Annotated in this window: 11 protein-coding genes; 2 read left to right on the plus strand and 9 right to left on the minus strand. The window is 68.6% G+C overall.

The genetic code is table 11. From position 1 onward, the window contains the following. The first annotated feature begins 1,253 nt into the window (after nucleotides 1–1,253). Nucleotides 1,254–1,985, plus strand: a complete 732-nt coding sequence (locus KLK06_RS28640) for a hypothetical protein (protein WP_214638738.1) — start codon at nucleotides 1,254–1,256, stop codon at nucleotides 1,983–1,985. Between the two features lie 646 nt (nucleotides 1,986–2,631). Here the strand turns inward: KLK06_RS28640 and KLK06_RS28645 are convergent. The 4 genes from KLK06_RS28645 to bla all read right to left on the minus strand — a co-directional run bounded on the left by KLK06_RS28645 (nucleotide 2,632) and on the right by bla (nucleotide 7,805). After that, nucleotides 2,632–2,940 (minus strand): cupin, encoded by a 309-nt coding sequence (locus KLK06_RS28645; RefSeq protein ID WP_250906161.1) that lies wholly within the window; start codon nucleotides 2,938–2,940, stop codon nucleotides 2,632–2,634. A 120-nt stretch (nucleotides 2,941–3,060) separates the two neighbouring features. Then, nucleotides 3,061–4,458 (minus strand): MFS transporter, encoded by a 1,398-nt coding sequence (locus KLK06_RS28650; protein WP_308168489.1) that lies wholly within the window; start codon nucleotides 4,456–4,458, stop codon nucleotides 3,061–3,063. Between the two features lie 578 nt (nucleotides 4,459–5,036). Further along, the gene (locus KLK06_RS28655; protein WP_214638740.1) at nucleotides 5,037–6,077 is read right to left on the minus strand and encodes a hypothetical protein; all 1,041 of its coding nucleotides are present in this window, start codon (nucleotides 6,075–6,077) and stop codon (nucleotides 5,037–5,039) included. 777 nt (nucleotides 6,078–6,854) lie between these two features. Then, the gene (gene bla, locus KLK06_RS28660; RefSeq protein ID WP_214638741.1) at nucleotides 6,855–7,805 is read right to left on the minus strand and encodes a class A beta-lactamase; all 951 of its coding nucleotides are present in this window, start codon (nucleotides 7,803–7,805) and stop codon (nucleotides 6,855–6,857) included. 185 nt (nucleotides 7,806–7,990) lie between these two features. Between bla and KLK06_RS28665 the strand changes: the two genes are divergently transcribed. Further along, a complete protein-coding gene (locus tag KLK06_RS28665; protein ID WP_214638742.1) occupies nucleotides 7,991–9,445 on the plus strand; it encodes a carboxylesterase/lipase family protein in 1,455 nt (484 codons plus the stop codon). 200 nt (nucleotides 9,446–9,645) lie between these two features. Here KLK06_RS28665 and KLK06_RS28670 read toward each other — a convergent pair whose 3' ends face one another. The 5 genes from KLK06_RS28670 to KLK06_RS28690 all read right to left on the minus strand — a co-directional run bounded on the left by KLK06_RS28670 (nucleotide 9,646) and on the right by KLK06_RS28690 (nucleotide 15,693). Continuing rightward, nucleotides 9,646–10,614, minus strand: coding sequence for an SMP-30/gluconolactonase/LRE family protein (locus KLK06_RS28670; RefSeq protein ID WP_214638743.1), 969 nt, complete (start codon nucleotides 10,612–10,614; stop codon nucleotides 9,646–9,648). 75 nt (nucleotides 10,615–10,689) lie between these two features. Continuing rightward, nucleotides 10,690–12,105, minus strand: coding sequence for an L-fucose/L-arabinose isomerase family protein (locus KLK06_RS28675; protein WP_214638744.1), 1,416 nt, complete (start codon nucleotides 12,103–12,105; stop codon nucleotides 10,690–10,692). A 76-nt stretch (nucleotides 12,106–12,181) separates the two neighbouring features. Beyond that, nucleotides 12,182–14,224 (minus strand): bifunctional aldolase/short-chain dehydrogenase, encoded by a 2,043-nt coding sequence (locus KLK06_RS28680; RefSeq protein ID WP_214638745.1) that lies wholly within the window; start codon nucleotides 14,222–14,224, stop codon nucleotides 12,182–12,184. Continuing rightward, nucleotides 14,224–15,369, minus strand: a complete 1,146-nt coding sequence (rhaI, locus tag KLK06_RS28685; protein WP_214638746.1) for an L-rhamnose isomerase — start codon at nucleotides 15,367–15,369, stop codon at nucleotides 14,224–14,226. Before rhaI ends, KLK06_RS28680 begins: the two co-directional genes overlap by 1 nt. 12 nt (nucleotides 15,370–15,381) lie before the next feature. Further along, nucleotides 15,382–15,693 (minus strand): L-rhamnose mutarotase, encoded by a 312-nt coding sequence (locus KLK06_RS28690; protein ID WP_214638747.1) that lies wholly within the window; start codon nucleotides 15,691–15,693, stop codon nucleotides 15,382–15,384. Nucleotides 15,694–15,717 lie beyond the last annotated feature (24 nt).

The following is a 15,717-nucleotide window of genomic DNA, read 5'->3' on the forward strand; positions in this document are numbered from 1 at the left end:
TTCGCAAATTCCCTGAGTGGAGTAGGGGCCGTACCAGTGACCCGCCGTTTCCTTAGCCTGTGCGGGACTGACGGAGAGCAGTAGAGCCGCGAGGCCGCCGATCGCGGTAATGGCAATTCTTCCGGTGACGTTTCGCTTCATTGCTCCGCTTCCTTTTCGTCGTCATACGGCCGGCTACGTCAAGCGCGGAACCGGCATAGGCGACCACTACTTGCCCAGCAGTGAAGCGACCGCCACTTCGGTTCCACGCGATTGAAGACAGACGCATGTCTGGAGGTGCCGACAATTTTCGTCACCCGTATGCCATTCACGCTAATGTCCAAGAAAACTTGGCGCCAGGTAATCAGCAGGACATTCATAGGACATTTCGCCGCCGAGGAGCGCGACGAGGGCGGCCGCCGCCTGGTGGTGCGCAACGGCTCCCATGCCCCGCGCGAGATCCTCACCGCGGCCGGTGCGATCGAGATGGTCCACGACCCCTGTCCCTCGGCCAGCGGATGCCGGTCAAGGTTGGCGACTAGCTAGTTCAGAGAATCTTGCGTCAGATGTCCACTTTTGAGAATTTCGGCAGATCAGCGGCCGCGCTTGGAAGAGATCCGGGCCAACCTGATCACCCGCATCGCCGAGGCCGAACGCGAAGGCTGGCCACGCCGGCATCCGCTCCACCGACGCCTACCTTCACGCTGACATGAGCATCAAGGAGAAGACCCTCGCCCTCACCACTCCCCAGGAAGCTCCTCCAGGCCGCTACCGCCCAAGCGACCAGGTCCTCGCGTTCCTCGAAAGCCTGTGACCATGCCGAGCCGCGGGCGGCGGCGTCCTTGCTTAGCCAGCTCCCGAGGCTCGGCATAGTCGCGATGTCGGCATAGGTCCAGCTATGCGGATATCCGCATAGATCGACGAGCTGGGCTACATGGAGCTTGATCGGCACGGCGCCGAACGGCTGACCACCTTCTGTTCTTTCCTCGACAACGCGCCAGGCCCGCCGCTCGGAGGAGCGGCCACCGTCATCGCGTCAAGGGAAGAACACACCACCAGGGGGTCTCGAGGGGCCGGGGCTTGAGCAACGACGGAACGGTCAGTGGCGTTGGCGGACCGGGTCATGGATTCAGATAGATAGCCCGGCGACCGGTCGAGCTGCGTCAGTAACACGGCGTCGGACTCGTGCGGGTCGGCGATCTCGGTGAACCAAGTTCTGCATCGCAGACGTTGCACCTTCTGTTCGGATAAAGCACCTCAAGGGTGGAGTAGCGATGTATCGCAGGACGCCGGCGGCTGGTTTAGTCCTTTTGGTAGTTCTGGGAGTTACGGGCTGTGGCATCCTCGGAGCCGCTGATACGACCTACAGATGTCATGATCAGGAAGTCTCGCTGAGGGTCCTGACCGAAGCGAGGACGGCGACCGAACTCGGTCCGAACGGCCAGGCTGCGTTGAAGGGACAGGAGGTTCGGCGGCTCGACGATCTGTCCGCTTGGAGGATCGTCGAGGAGAGTGACACGCGGGTGGCGCTCATCCGAGCACTTGACGCACCACATAGGCAGGAGCAGGGCAGGGTGTTCACTCATGAGTTCCTGGCTGTTGAACGGTTTGGTACTCCTGGCCAGGACGGCCGCCCCGGCTGGCACATGAGGGCCTCAAGCCACTGCGATCTGCGGAAGGACCTGGGTGGTCTGCGGGTAGCCGATGTGACTTTGGATCCTGTCGTGCCACCGGGTAGGGACGCGCGGAAGATACGCGTGCTGGTCACTGAGCGAGGGTGCGCCAGCGGACAGCGTGCAGACGGCCGTGTACGCCTGATCGACATCGAGCCGACCGCAACGGAGATACGTCTGGTCATCGGTGTGGAGCCGCGCTCAGGAAACGCCCAGACTTGCCAGGGGAACCCCCCGACGCCGTTCACCGTCGAGCTCGACGAGCCGCTCGGCGGCCGTGTTCTCATCGACGCATCGGTCTATCCGCCTCAGCAGATCACCGGCGATAGGTAGCGATATCAGCAGACATGAGCGCCACCTTGTTGTCCAACCCAAATTATTAACGGTAAAAGAAATGAAACAGCCGATTATAGCCCTTGCGGCATTCTTAGTTCTTATCTCTGCTGCTTGCGCCCGTCAGGATGCAGCCGGGGACTTTGCGCCCAAAACGGCCATGTCAGGTCTCGCTTATATGGCTGGCGGGCCTCCGCCTGGCGGTAAGTTTCCAGTGACGAAGGACATCCTGATGTTCTCTGCTCGCGGCAAGATCGTCACTACGGTTGACACAGACGCTGCCGGCAACTACACCGTCCGGCTTGCGCCAGGTGAGTATGCAGTCCGTACCAAGAATGCAGACTGGCCCCCGACCCAGCTCACGGTTCCCTCCAAGCCGATGGCTACCGCTGACATCGTATGGCCCATCCCATAGCGGCTCCGGCGCTCGCACAGCTCGTTCGACCTCGGCCGTCTCCCGCACCCGCTGCTTGCGGAACACCGTCAGCAGGCACGCCGGCAAAACGACAAAGAAGACCGCCGTTTCCTGATCTTGTGAGTCGAACCACTTGTCGAACCTCAGGTTCCAGCCCCATTCAGAACACGGACGTTATAGCGCAGGCAAGTGCGGCGTCCTTGAAATGAGCAATCAGCCCAGGTCACCGGCCTAGGCTTCGGTCCGCTTCTCCAGTCGGCTGCCACGCGGCAGGGTGACGACCATGATGTTGCTGGGGATGTCCAGCTCGATGCGGTGCCACCGCCCGCGCGGGACGATGGCGGCGGTTCCGGCCACCAGCCTGATCTCTTCCTCCTCTTGCCCCGCCCGCTCCGGACGGAGGTAGAGGCGGATCTTCCCGATAAGGCAGGACACGACCTCCTCGGCCTCGGGATGGACCTCCCAGTGATCGGCATGGACGTCGGCGTCGGTCTTCGCATGGAAGGCCGTCAGCCGCCAGCCGTCCTGGTCGGAGTCCATTGTTCGTTTCCCGGCGTGAATCTTGCCGCCTTGGTGAAGGCGGATGGAGGACGCCAAGAGCTCGATCGAGGTAACAGTCATGCCGAAACGACCTTCCTGTGGTGATCTTTCAACTGCTGGTCAATCCCGGGCGGGGAGCAGCTCGCGGTCATCGGCCCGCTCAACCCGCGACGGTGGGCTGGTACGGCGCAGGACGGTGAGGGCGATGAGGGCGGCGGCGGCCAGGAGCGCGGCGCCGAGGGTCAGGCCGAACGCGTATCCGTCGGTGAGGGTCTCGGGTGTGGCGATCAGGCCGGTGCGGTGGTGGGCCGCGGTGCCGAGGGCGGCGAGGCCGAGTGAGGCGCCGATCTGGCGTGAGCTGTTGAGCAGGCCGGAGGCGGTTCCGGCCTCGTGGGGCGCGACGCCGCCGGTGGCGATGGAGACCACCGGTCCGAGGCAGAGCCCGAAGCCGACGCTGGCGATGATCGAGGGCCCCAGGACGTCGGTGATGAAGGCGCCGTCGGGGCTGATCAGGCCGAACCACGCGAACCCGGTCGCGGTCAGGAGCCCGCCGATGACCAGAAGGGTCCGGGGAGCGAGCCGGTAGCCGAGTTTGACGGCGAGCACGGCACCGGCGACCACGCCGAACGCGAACGGCAGGAACATGATCCCGGTCAGCGCCGGCCCCGTCCCCAGGACTCGCTGGAGGTAGAGGGACATGAAGTAGAAGGACGCGGCCATGGCCGCACCGACCAGGAGGTTGTAGGCGTTCGCACCGGCGACCGAGCGGTTGACGAACAGGCCGAGCCGGACGAGCGGTTCGCGAGTGGTGGTCCGCTCGACGTAGATGAACGCGGCCAGCAGTACGGCGGCGACCGCCAGGGTCGTCAGGGTGACCGGCGAGGTCCACGCGTACTGATCGGTGCGGACGACGCCGAACACCAGCAGGGTCATGCCAGCCGTAGCCAGGACGGCGCCGAGCACGTCCGGACGGCCGCCGCGAGCGGTCCGCGGACCGGCGGCGATGCCGCGCCAGGCCAGGGCCAGCGCGCAGGCGACTATCGGCACGTTCACGAACATCACCCAGCGCCAGCTGACGTACTCAGTGAGCAGGCCGCCCATCAGGACGCCGAGGGCGCCTCCTGCGGCGTTCATCGCGCTCCATACTCCGAAGGCCCGGACACGGGCCTTGCCCGTGGGGAACGTCTCGGTCAGCAGCGCCAGCGCGGCCGGAGCCAGCGCGGCGGCCCCGATGCCCTGCGCGGCTCGGGCGGCGACAAGATGGCCGGGTACCTGGGCGAGGCCGCCGACGAGAGAGGCGAGGCCGAACAGGCCGAGCCCGAGCAGCAGGACGCGCTTGCGGCCGTACCGGTCGGCGGCCTTGCCGCCCAGCAGGAGCAACCCGCCGAAGGAGAGAGCGTAGGCGTGGATCAACCAGGTCAGGCCCACCGCGCTGAAGCCGAGGCCGGCCGCGATCTGTGGGAGTCCTACGTTCACGACCGACAGGTCCAGCGACACCGTGAGCTGCACGACGGCCACCACGGCGAGGATGAGTCCCGGCCGAGGACCCGGCTCGAATCGTCTACTTTTCAACACAAATCAGTCCTCAAATCGGCGTTTCCGTTGCCGCACTGCGCTTGCTGGTAGCGGGTCGACAGCGCGTCGTCGATGGCAGCCCCGTGGATGTACTTGACGGGGTTCTTATGACGGCAATCGTCGTCCAACGGCTGTTCAGGGGCGTCGTACAAGCGGAGTGATCTGCCACTACCGCGTCGGGATCAGCGACCGGCCGGACTACGACGCCGGGAGTAGTCCCGCCGCACGGCATCGCAGGGATGAGCGGGTTCGCCTGGCTCTTCAGGTGAAGCCAGCGGCCGACTGGCCACCATCGGCGACGAGCCCCTTGAGCGTGCGACACAAACGACCTTCTTGTACGGCACAGCCACCGCCACCCGCCGCACAGGGCTCAGGACCTCCAGGAATACGGCCGCTGACCCCGCACAGGGCCAGGCGTCGTTACGCGCGCACGGGCACCGTCTGGGTGGTCCATTCGTCAGTTGATTGGACGGCAGCCGTGATCATCGTCGCGACTCATGGGCGACGTGCCGTCAAAGGCCCTAGCCGGGGAGTGTGGCGGCTTCAGCGCTGGCCGCCGTCGCCTCGTCGGCGCGGTCGAGCTGCCGCAGGCAGGCACTCAGGGCGAGCAGGGCGTCGTGCAGGTCCCGCTCGGCTCGACGGACCTGCTTCCGCGAGGACGTCAGCTCCTCGCGTCGCCGCTTGAGCAGGTACGCCTCGGAGTAGAGGTGATCGTCGTCCCAGTCGTCTTCCGCCACCAGCTCCCGGTGCCGCCTCTGATGAGCGCGCGCCCTGTCGCGGTAGAGCTGTACCGCTATCTCGCCGGCGGTCAGCGCCGCTTCCGGCGTCCCCAGCGCGAGCAGGCGGACGCCGAGGTTGTGCCAGGCCCTTGCCTGCTCAGTGGCCCGCTTGCGGCGCCGCACCTTTCGCATCGCCTCGACGATGCACGTGCGCGCCTGTTCGGTCTGCCCGCTCCGGACGAGCCGTTCGCTGCACTGGTCGAGCGTCAGGAGGAACTGCACCGTCGAGTCGGCCTGTTGCCACCAAGCCGCCATGACCTCGGCGCTCACCTCGGCGGCTTCGGCGACGCGGCCGACTTTGTCCAGGCGATCCGCATAGGCCGTCAGCGCGTGGATGAGCTCGAATCCGGCCGATGTGCCCCTAGCGTGCTGTAGTCGTCCGCGGGTCTCGGTCACCGCCTCGGCCGCGGACTCCACCGCCTCCTGGTCGCGGCCGAGGCTGGCGAGGAGCAGCGTCCGCCAGTAGCGCGCATCCGGGGCCTCCGCCCGCGCAGCTCGGTTGGTCTCCGACAGCCGCAGGAGCTCCTCGACAACCTCGAGTGCTTCCTCATACCGCTCGCACTCCATGAGGCTGCGGCGGAACGCGGCCAAAGCGCGGACGATCTGGTCACCGAACAAGCCCGGTTGGTCGGCGGACAATGTCCGATAGACCGCCAGTTCTTCCCGGCGAGCCAGGCAGGCGAGATCGTCCCATCCCAGCTCGGTCAGCCACGTGGCAAGTTGGTCCAGCGACTTGGGTAAGGCGGCCGGCGAGGGCCACGTATCCGGGGATCGCCCACGCATCGCCTGACCAGCTCAAGCTCGTCCGCCGCCCACCGCACGGTCTTGTCCGGCCGGACGACACCCCCGTAACGGGCTGGATCCACGGGACGTACGAGCATCGCAGGCTGAACCACTTCGGCGTCCGGCTCGTTCATTACCCGTAGATACCACCTGCGCATGGGTCGGCGGCGTGGCAGGAATGGTCGTCACGGTGGGTGTGGCAGCAAGGAGCGGCCGAGCCCGTGATCGGCGGGCTCCATGCTCATCCCGCCAGGCGGCTCTCCCGGCAGGTCCCCTTTGCGCGCACCAGCAGCGCACTGATGCGCGCGAGTCGACGCGGCCGATGGACATGGCAACCATCGGCGAAGAGCCGACTGTGGACTGCTCGTGCGGGGCGTCCAGGTCGTAGATCCGGCGGGCGGTCGACGCCGATCCCGGGGAACGGGCGCGGCTCAGGCGGGCGGGGCGCCACCTGGTAGCGACCCGTCACGACTATGAGCGAAATGTGCGCGACTTCATGCCTGGTACGCCTCCACGTGCCAGTGATGGCGCATAACCTCTCCGCCTCCTGCGGTCGCGTCGTTCTGGCGCCGGAGATGGGAGGTCGGTTCGCCGCAGGGACGCTGACCAGGGGTCCAAGTTCAGCCGCGCGTCCGGCACCTTCAGAGGTCTTCGGCGCTGCCCCAGGTCGTACTCGCAGTTGCGCCATGCCACGGAAGGCGGTGGCCAGGTCCTTCAGCGCCGCGTCCAGCCGAGTCACTACGGAGTCCGGGAGCCCGTGCGCTCCCGGACTGGACGTCAGAGCTTGCCGAGCCCGCGGGCCAGGATGGTGGCGGTCTTCGCGATGGTCTTGTTGTCGGTGGCGAGGCCCGGAGTGCGGTGGGTGTAGATCGCCAGGAAGATGGGAGCGGCGCCCTTCTCGGGCCGGATGACGGCGATGTCGTTCCCGCCGCCGAATCCGTCGGAGTTGGTGCCGGTCTTGTCGCCGATCGTCCAGGTCTTGGGCAGGCCCGCCCGGATGCGCTCGTCGCCGGTCTTGTTCGCGAGCAGCCAGGCGTTGAGCTGCTCCCGGTCCTTGGCGTGCAGCGCCGTCCCTGTCGTGAGCACGCGCAGGTCGCGGCCGATGGCCGCGGGCGTGGTGGTGTCGCGCTTCTCCTTGGGGGTCCAGTCGTTGAGTTCGGGGTGCCAACGGTCCATACGGGAGGTCGGGTCCTTCAGCGTACGGAAGTACTTCGTCAGGCCGGAGGGCCCGCCGATCTGCTTGAGCAGCAGGTTGGACGCGGTGCCGTCGCTCTGGGTCATGGCCGCCTCGCACAACTGGGCGACGGTCAGGCCATCCTTGATGTGCTTCTCGGTGACCGGCGAGTTGGGCTTCATATCGGCGGCCGTCCACTTGATGTGCTTGCCCATCAGGCCGGGCTCGGAGGTGCGTGCCTTGTGCAGCACGGCCGCGCAGAGGGGCGCCTTGAAGGTGGACAAGAACGGGAAGCGCTCGCCCGCCCGATACGTCACCGTCCTGCCGGTGGCGGTGTCGATGGCGTACGCACCGATGCGGCCCTTGAAGGACACCTCCAGCTCGCGCAGATCCTTCCTGGCCTGAGCCGCACCCGAACCCGCGACCGCCGGAGACGTCGCCGCCGTTGCGACCGAGGCCGGGCCCGCACCGAGGGCGCCACCGGACAGGAGGGAGACCGCCAAGGCGGCCGCGGGTAGCACCGAGGCGACGTGGCGGCCGCGGGGGTATCGCATGTCAAATCCTTGCTTGTCATCTGTCGGAGCTCAGGAGCCAAGCAGATGTGATCACGCGCTGTCTAATAGCGATATCGGGAATCGATCGATATCGGTTTCCATATGAGTGCTGGTCAGAGTAGTACCAAGGGGGCAGGTCTTCCAGCAGGTCCAGGGGCCCTTCCCCAGCTGCTATGAAGGTGGGCGTGACTATTGTTGCGACGCAAGCCGGTACGGTCCGTGGCGTCGATCTCGGTGATGTGCTCGTCTGGCAGGGGATCCCCTATGCCGCTCCCCCGGTGGGCGGGCTCCGGTTGCGGCCGCCGCAGCCTCCGGTGCCCTGGCAGGGCGTGCGGGATGCCACCGAGCCGGGGAACGCGGCCATGCAGTCCGTCCTGCCGGGCATGCCGGTGCCGGTCATGGATGAGGACTGCCTGTACGCGAACGTGGCGGCGCCTCCTTCCGACGGGCGGTTGCGGCCGGTGCTGGTTTGGGTGCATGGGGGTGGTTATCTCACCGGCAGTGGTGTTGACATGTACGGCTACGGCGGGGATTTCGTGCGTAGCCACGGTCTTGTCGTGGTGAGCTTCAACTACCGGCTGGGCAGCCTGGGGTTCCTCGACATCGGCGACTCCTCCGGGGTGTCTGGGCTGCTCGATCAGGTTCAGGCGTTGCGGTGGGTGCGGGAGAACATCGCCGCGTTCGGCGGGGATCCCGAGCGGGTGACCTTGTACGGGTTGTCGGCCGGAGCCAAGAGTGTGGCTAATCTGCTGGCCACCCCGCTCACCCGTGGGCTGATCCACCGGGCCGCGTCCAGCAGCGGCGGCGGTGACCATGTAGCCACTGAGGCGCAGGCCAAGGCCGTGGCCGGGCGGTTCCTGCGGGAGCTCGGCGTGGGTGCCGACCGGGTGCGCGAGGTGCCCGCCGCCGAGATGGTCGCGGCGCAGGACGCCATCGCCACCGGGGTGCGGGCGCTCTGGGTCTGGCGGCCGGTCATCGACGGGACCGTGCTGGCCGGGCGGCCCATCGACGCCATCGCCGCGGGTGCCGCCGCCGGCATCCCGCTGCTCGCGCAGACCTGCGGGAACGAGGGCGGCACCTTTCAGATGATGGACGGCAGTACGGCGGCGCAGGCGCCGCGGGTGCTGGCCGAGCTGTTCGGGGTGGGCGAGGCGGACACGATGCTGGCCGCGTACCGCGAGAGCCGGCCGGAGCTCGACGACACCGCGCTCGGCCTGGCCGTCCTCGGGGACGAGAGGTACGGCATCCCCACCACCCGGCTGGCCGAGGCGCAGGCGCGGCACGCTCCGGTGTGGCGGTCTCGCTACGACGGGCCCTTCGCCGGGGTGCCCGCCACGACGCACCTGGGCAGGCTGCTGCGCGGCGGGCACGGTGCGGATGGGCCGATGATCTGGCGGTCGGTCCCGCTCACCGAGGCCGCCGACCGGGCGCTGTCGGCGGAGCTGCACGACACCTGGGGGCGCTTCGCCAGCGGTGACACGCCCGGCTGGGCGCCCTACGACGCCGCGCACCGCCAGACCATGATCTTCGACTCCGGTCGGAGCCGGGTCGAGCCCGATCCACGCCCGATCGAGCGCCGCGCCTGGGACGGCCGCACCTGGCCCTCAGGCACCTGGTGGCGCCTCGACGGCCGTACCTGAACGGCCTCGCTCCAGCGCGACCCGAGCTGAGCTGAGCTGAGCTGAGCTGAGCTGAGCTGAGCTGAGCTGAGCTGAGCTGAGCTGAGCTGAGCTGAGCTGAGCCAGGCCAGGCCAGGCCAGGCCAGGCCAGGCACAGCAGGGCCGGATCAGGCCCGACCACGCCACACCAAGGCCCCGGGCTGAGCGCAGGGCCGGTCGGGTCAGTGGTTGTGTGGTGCTGGGATCGCGTTCACCGCGTACGGCGTGTCGGGGGTCGGGGTCGTGGTGAAGCGGGCGTTGGGCAGGTAGAGCCGGTTGCCGAAGGACGCCACGGTTGTGGGGACGTCGAAGCGGGGGTCCGTCAGCCGGTTCACGACCTGGCCGGAGGTTCCGTCGGCGTTGAGCCGGATGACGGTGACGGTGTTGAGCCGGTTCTGCACCGCGTACAGCGTCCGGCCGTCCAGTAGCAGGCCGTCGCCGTTGACCAGTGACTCGCCGCCCAGGTTCACCTCCGTGGTGACGCCGGTGGCGGGGTCTACCTTGAAGAGTTTGCCGACGTTGGACTGGACGATGAGCAGGCCCTTGCGGTCGGGGGTCGGGGCGATGCCGTTGGCGTTGTTGCCGGTCGTGTACACGATGGCGCCGGTGAGCGGGACCGAGACGGCCTGGTCGGGCAGCGCGCCGTGGCGGCCGAGTGCCAGCTTGTACAGGACCGGGTTGGTGGAGTCGGTGAACCAGGCCGCGTCTCGCGTGACCGCGACGTCGTTGACGAACGACGCCCCGGTGGCCAGCGTGTACGACTTGAGCACCGCTCCGGTGCGAGCGTCGATCACCCGGGCGGTCCCTGCGGTGCCACCGGACACGAACAGGCGGTTCCGCGAGTCGAGCTTGAGGCCGACCGAAGGGGTGCCGGGGCCCTTGCTGACGACGGCGCCCTGTCCGGTGCGCAGGTCGGCGCGGTAGATGTCGCCGTTCGCCAGGGAGCCGAGATAGGCCACGGGCCGGCTGCCGATCGCTATCCCCTCCGGCCGGAAGCCGTTGGGGAGCGCGATCGTATCCGGCAAAGTAGCGACATGCGCGGGCGTACCGGACAAAGCCGACCCGGACAGAGCCGACCCAGACAGAGCGGGCGCGGCGGGTACGGCGACGAGGAGGGCGCAGAGTGCGGTCGTGAGGATCGCTGATCTCATGCGCCCCACGATGCCCCCGCCCCCGAGCCGAGCAAAGGCCCAAAGGGCGGGTTCACAGCCACCTCTGAGAAACAGTCAGACCTCGATCAGCTCCACCCCCATGAGGTCCGCCAGGGCACGCAGCTCAGCGGCCCGGTGGCCGATGCCGAGGGACCAGTGGTGGGAGATGCCGGTGGCGCTCCACTCGTCCGTCCACTCGCCGGGATCGCGGCCGAAGTCGACGCGGGACGTCGTGTTGCCGATCTTGAGGTGCGGCCCGTCCACGGTCTCCCCCTCCGACACGACGAAGCCGAACCGGCCGTCGCGCCGCTGGAGCAGCCCGAACGCCGTTACCGGCCCGTGCGCGACGTCGAACTCGACCGACACGCCCCACCCGCGCTTGCCGTGGAAGACGCCCAGGCCGCGCAGCAGCGGCTTGCGCGAGCTGATCGCCAGGTGCGCGGGCCCGTCGTGACCCATCTCGACATGACCGCGCAGGAAGTCGAGCGCCTGCAGCTCGGTGAACGAGCCGCCGCCGCCCAGCCGATCCATGATCAGCATCGCCAGCGAGGTCCGCAGCTCGTACTCCCCCGCCGCCGGGACGCCCCGCGCGGTGAGCAGCGACGAGCCGAGGATCATGCCCGCGCCGAGCCGTTCGTGGATCTCGCCGTCGAGCCCGCGGTGGTAGTAGGCCAGGCTGTCGAGCTCGAAGTCGGCCACCAACTGGTCCAGCCCGGCCGACACGCGCGCCGCCCACTCGAAGTCCTCGGGCACGACCGTGTCGGCCAGCTCGAACACCTCCCGCGCGAGCTCCATCCGCTCCTTGACCTGGGTGTCGGTGACCTTCTCCACCCGTACGCGCAGGTCGTCGAACTCCAGCACCTCCACGTGCCCGCCCAGGTTGACCGGCACCAGCGTGAGGTCGGTGGCGACGTCGAGCATGCCCGGGTACAGGTGGCCCATGAGCCCGTGCCGCCCGTCGCGCAGCGTGGCCCGCACGCCCGCCGCCTTCACCCACCGCTCGATCCGCGCCCAGGCCCGCTCGTCCTCCAGGTAGCCGGACACCGAACGGAACGGGATCCCGGCCCTGGTGAACGTGTTGGCCATCTCCGGCAGCGGGCACGCGCCGCAGTAGGCCAGCCACTGCCCGGTGTCGAAGGTCTCGTGGTCCATCGACTCCGACGGCTGCAGGTTGATCAGCAGCACCGGCGCGCCGCTGCGCTGCGCGATCGGGAGCAGCATGGTGGCGGTCATGTAGGTGGTGAGGAAGCCGACGATCAGGTCGCAGCCCGCCTCCCGCAGCCGTTCCGCGGCGGCCGCGCCCTGCTGGGCGTCGGAGATGAAGCCGACGTCGACCACTTCGCAGCCGAGTGTGCCCATGCGTTCGGAGACTCGCGCGGACGAACGCTCCAGCTGCGGCAGCAGGTCGGGGAACTGCGGCCAGTACGCGCCGAGCCCGCCCGCGACGAGCCCGACCCGGGTGGGACGGGCGGGGATCCGTTCGAGCGTCATGTCTTGATCTCCTCTTCGGTTGCGGGTGAGGTGTCCCGCCGTTGACGGCTGAAGCCTTGGGGGAGGGGTACGGGGGTCAGCGGAGGAAGGCGGCGGCCACTCCGGCGTCGACCGGGATGTGCAGCCCGGTGGTCAGCGACAGATCACCGCCGGTGAGCGCGAACACTGCCGCGGCCACGTGCTCCGGCAGCACCTCATGCTTGAGCAGCGTGCGCTGGGCGTAGAACTCGCCCAAGCGCTCCTCCTCGACCCCGTAGACGGCCGCCCGGTTGGCGCCCCAGCCGGAGGCGAAGATCCCGGAGCCGCGTACGACGCCGTCGGGGTTGACGCCGTTGACCCGGATGCCGTGCGGGCCCAGTTCGGCCGCGAGCAGCCGTACCTGGTGGGCCTGGTCGGCCTTGGCCGCGCCGTAGGCGACGTTGTTCGGGCCGGCGAACACGGCGTTCTTGGAGGAGATGTAGACGAGGTCGCCGCCCATGTCCTGGCTCAGCAGGACCCGCGCGGCCTCCCTGGAGACCAGGAAGGAGCCGCGGGCCATCACGTCGTGCTGCAGGTTCCAGTCGTCGAGGGTGGTCTCCAGCAGCGAGCGCGACAGGGACAGGCCCGCGTTGTTGACGACCAGGTCGAGGCCGCCGAAGGCGAGGACCGTCTGGCGTACCGCGTCGATGATCTGCTCCTCGGACGTCACGTCCACGCGTACGGCGATCGCGACGTCCTGCGACCGGTACGCGGCGCCGCCGAGCTCGGCGGCGACCTTGTCGGCGGCGGCCAGGTCGCGGTCGGCGACCACCACGCACGCGCCCTCGGCGGCCAGGCGCCTGGCGGTGGCGGCGCCGATGCCGGAGCCGCCGCCGGTGACCAGCGCGATGCGCCCGGCCAGCGGCTTGGGCGCGGGCAGGCGGCGCAGCTTGGCCTCCTCCAGCTCCCAGTACTCGATGCGGAACTTCTCCGACTCCTCGATCGGCCGGTAGCTGGACAGCGCCTCGGCGCCGCGCATCACGTTGATCGCGTTGACGTAGAACTCACCGGCGACCCGGGCGGTCTGCTTGTCCTTGCCGAAGCTGAACATGCCGACCCCGGGCACCAGCACGATCGCCGGGTCGGCGCCGCGCATCGGGGGCGAGTCGGGGGCCGCGTGGCGCTGGTAGTAGGCGGCGTAGTCCGCGCGGTACTGGGTGTGCAGCTCGCCGAGCCGGGTCAGGGCGTCCGCGAGCGGCGCGTCCGGCGGCAGGTCCAGGACGAGGGGTGCGACCTTGGTGCGCAGGAAGTGGTCCGGGCAGGAGGTGCCGAGCGCGGCGAGCCTGGGGTGCTCGGCGCGGGCCAGGAAGTCGAGCACCTCGGGCGAGTCGGTGTAGTGGCCGACCTGGCGGGCGTCGGTGCTCGCCAGGCCGCGGATCGCGGGGAAGAACTCGGCCGCGCGGCGGTGCCTGACCTCCTCGGGCAGGGGTTCGTGGACGACGGGGCCGAACGGGTCGGGGCGGCCGTGGTCGGCGATGTACTGCTCGGCGGTACGGATGATCTCCAGGGAGTTCGCCTGGCACTCGGCGCTGGTCTCGCCCCAGGCGGTGATGCCGTGGCCGCCGAGGATGCAGCCGATGGCCTGCGGGTTCGCGGCCTTGATGGCGGAGATGTCGAGGCCGAGCTGGAAGCCGGGGCGCCGCCACGGCACCCAGACGACCCGGTCGCCGAAGATCCGCGCGGTCAGCTCGGGGCCGTCGGCGGCGGTGGCGATCGCGATGCCGGAGTCGGGGTGGAGGTGGTCGACGTGGGCGGAGTCGACCAGGGCGTGCATGGCGGTGTCGATCGACGGCGCGGCGCCGCCCTTGCCGTGCAGGCAGAAGTCGAAGGCCGCCACCATCTCGTCCTCGCGCTCCTCGCCCGGGTAGACGCCGGCCAGCGCCCTGAACCGGTCCAGGCGCAGGACGGCCAGGCCGCCGGCGGTGAGTGTGCCCAGGTCGCCGCCGGAGCCCTTCACCCAGAGCAGTTCCACGTCCTGACCCGTCACCGGGTCGTTCTCGCTGCCCTTGGCGGAGGCGTTGCCGCCCGCGTAGTTGGTGTTGCGCGGATCGGAGCCGAGCGTGTGCGCTCTTTCGAGCAGTTCGTTCTTGGCGTTCGACATCAGGCCCCCCAGCCTGCCTGGTTGCCGCCGACGCGGTCGGCGGCGATCTTCTCGAAGTATCCGGACTTGGCGTAGGCCGCCATCGGGTCGGGCGCGAGCCCCATCTCCTCCCGCAGCTCACCGAGCAGCGGGCGGACATCGGTGTTGTACGCGTCCATCAGGACGGCGTTGGCGCCCAGCACGTCGCCCTCCCGCTGGGTGACGGCCAGCGCGTCGCGGTCGACGAGCAGCGCCTTGGCGGTGGCCTCCTGCACGTTCATCACCGAGCGGATCTGACCGGGGATCTTGGGCTCGATGTTGTGGCACTGGTCGAGCATGAAGGCCGTCTCGTTGGTGTACCCACCGCCGCCGATGACCTCGAACATGATGCGGAACAACTGGAACGGGTCGGCCGCGCCCACCATCAGGTCGTCGTCGGCGTAGAAGCGCGAGTTGAAGTCGAACCCGCCGAGTTTCCCCTCCCGCAGCAGGAACGCCACGATGAACTCGATGTTGGTGCCGGGCGCGTGGTGCCCGGTGTCGACCACGACCTGCGCCTTCGGGCCGAGCTTGAGGCAGTGCGCGTAGGCGGTGCCCCAGTCCGGCAGGTCGGTCATGTAGAAGGCGGGCTCGAACAGCTTGTACTCCAGCAGGAACCGCTGCTCCTCGCCGAGCCGCTCGTAGACCGCGGCGAGCGCTTCGGCGAGCCGGTCCTGGCGGGCCCTGATGTCGTCCTGGCCCGGGTAGTTGGTGCCGTCGGAGAACCACAGCTTGAGCGTGTCCGATCCGGTCGCGTCCATGATGTCGACGCAGTCGAGCAGGTGCCGCAGCGCCTTGCGCCGCACCTCGGGATCGGGGTGGGTGACGCTGCCGAGCTTGTAGTCGTCGTCCTGGAACACGTTGGAGTTGATGGCCCCGATGGTCACGCCCTGCTCGGTCGCGTGCCGCGCGAGGTCCTCGTAGTCATCGACCTTGTCCCACGGGATGTGCAGCGCCACGGTCGGCGCGACGCCGGTGTAGCGGTGCACCTGCGCCGCGTCGGCCAGCTTCTCGTAAGGGTCGCGCGGTACGCCCTGCTGGGCGAACACCTTGAACCGCGTGCCGGAATTGCCGTACGCCCAGGAGGGCGTCTCTATGCGCTGCTGCCGCAGCTGATCCTTGATCATTTTTCCCCGATTTCAATCCAGATGGAAAACTTCGGCCAGCGTGAACAGCCCCTCGTCGGGCCGTCCGGCCTCGAAGAAGGGAGCCATCTCCGCCTGCCAGCGGCTGTTGACGTCGGTCTCGGCCATCGCCTGCTGAGCCGCCGCGAAGTCATCGGTCTCCAGGTAGCCCACCAGCAGCCCGTCATCACTCAGGAACAACGAGTAGTTACGCCACCCGGTCTTCGTCAGCGCATCGAGCATCTCGGGCCAGACGGCCCGATGCCGCTCCTTGTACTCCTCGAGCCGCTCAGGCCGCACCCGCAACACAAAACAAACCCGCTCCACACCAACCTCCTCTCAACTGACCCA

It is taken from the genome of Nonomuraea sp. NEAU-A123 (assembly GCF_018603905.1).
Taxonomy (GTDB): Bacteria; Actinomycetota; Actinomycetes; order Streptosporangiales; family Streptosporangiaceae; genus Nonomuraea.

Excerpts from the sequence above, each read along its gene's own strand:
- KLK06_RS28640 (WP_214638738.1), top strand. The coding sequence starts at position 1,254 with ATGTATCGCAGGACGCCGGCGGCTGGTTTAGTCCTTTTGGTAGTTCTG.
- KLK06_RS28645 (WP_250906161.1), bottom strand. The coding sequence starts at position 2,940 with ATGGACTCCGACCAGGACGGCTGGCGGCTGACGGCCTTCCATGCGAAG.
- KLK06_RS28655 (WP_214638740.1), bottom strand. The coding sequence starts at position 6,077 with ATGCGTGGGCGATCCCCGGATACGTGGCCCTCGCCGGCCGCCTTACCC.
- bla (WP_214638741.1), bottom strand. The coding sequence starts at position 7,805 with ATGCGATACCCCCGCGGCCGCCACGTCGCCTCGGTGCTACCCGCGGCC.
- KLK06_RS28670 (WP_214638743.1), bottom strand. The coding sequence starts at position 10,614 with ATGAGATCAGCGATCCTCACGACCGCACTCTGCGCCCTCCTCGTCGCC.
- KLK06_RS28675 (WP_214638744.1), bottom strand. The coding sequence starts at position 12,105 with ATGACGCTCGAACGGATCCCCGCCCGTCCCACCCGGGTCGGGCTCGTC.
- KLK06_RS28680 (WP_214638745.1), bottom strand. The coding sequence starts at position 14,224 with ATGTCGAACGCCAAGAACGAACTGCTCGAAAGAGCGCACACGCTCGGC.
- rhaI (WP_214638746.1), bottom strand. The coding sequence starts at position 15,369 with ATGATCAAGGATCAGCTGCGGCAGCAGCGCATAGAGACGCCCTCCTGG.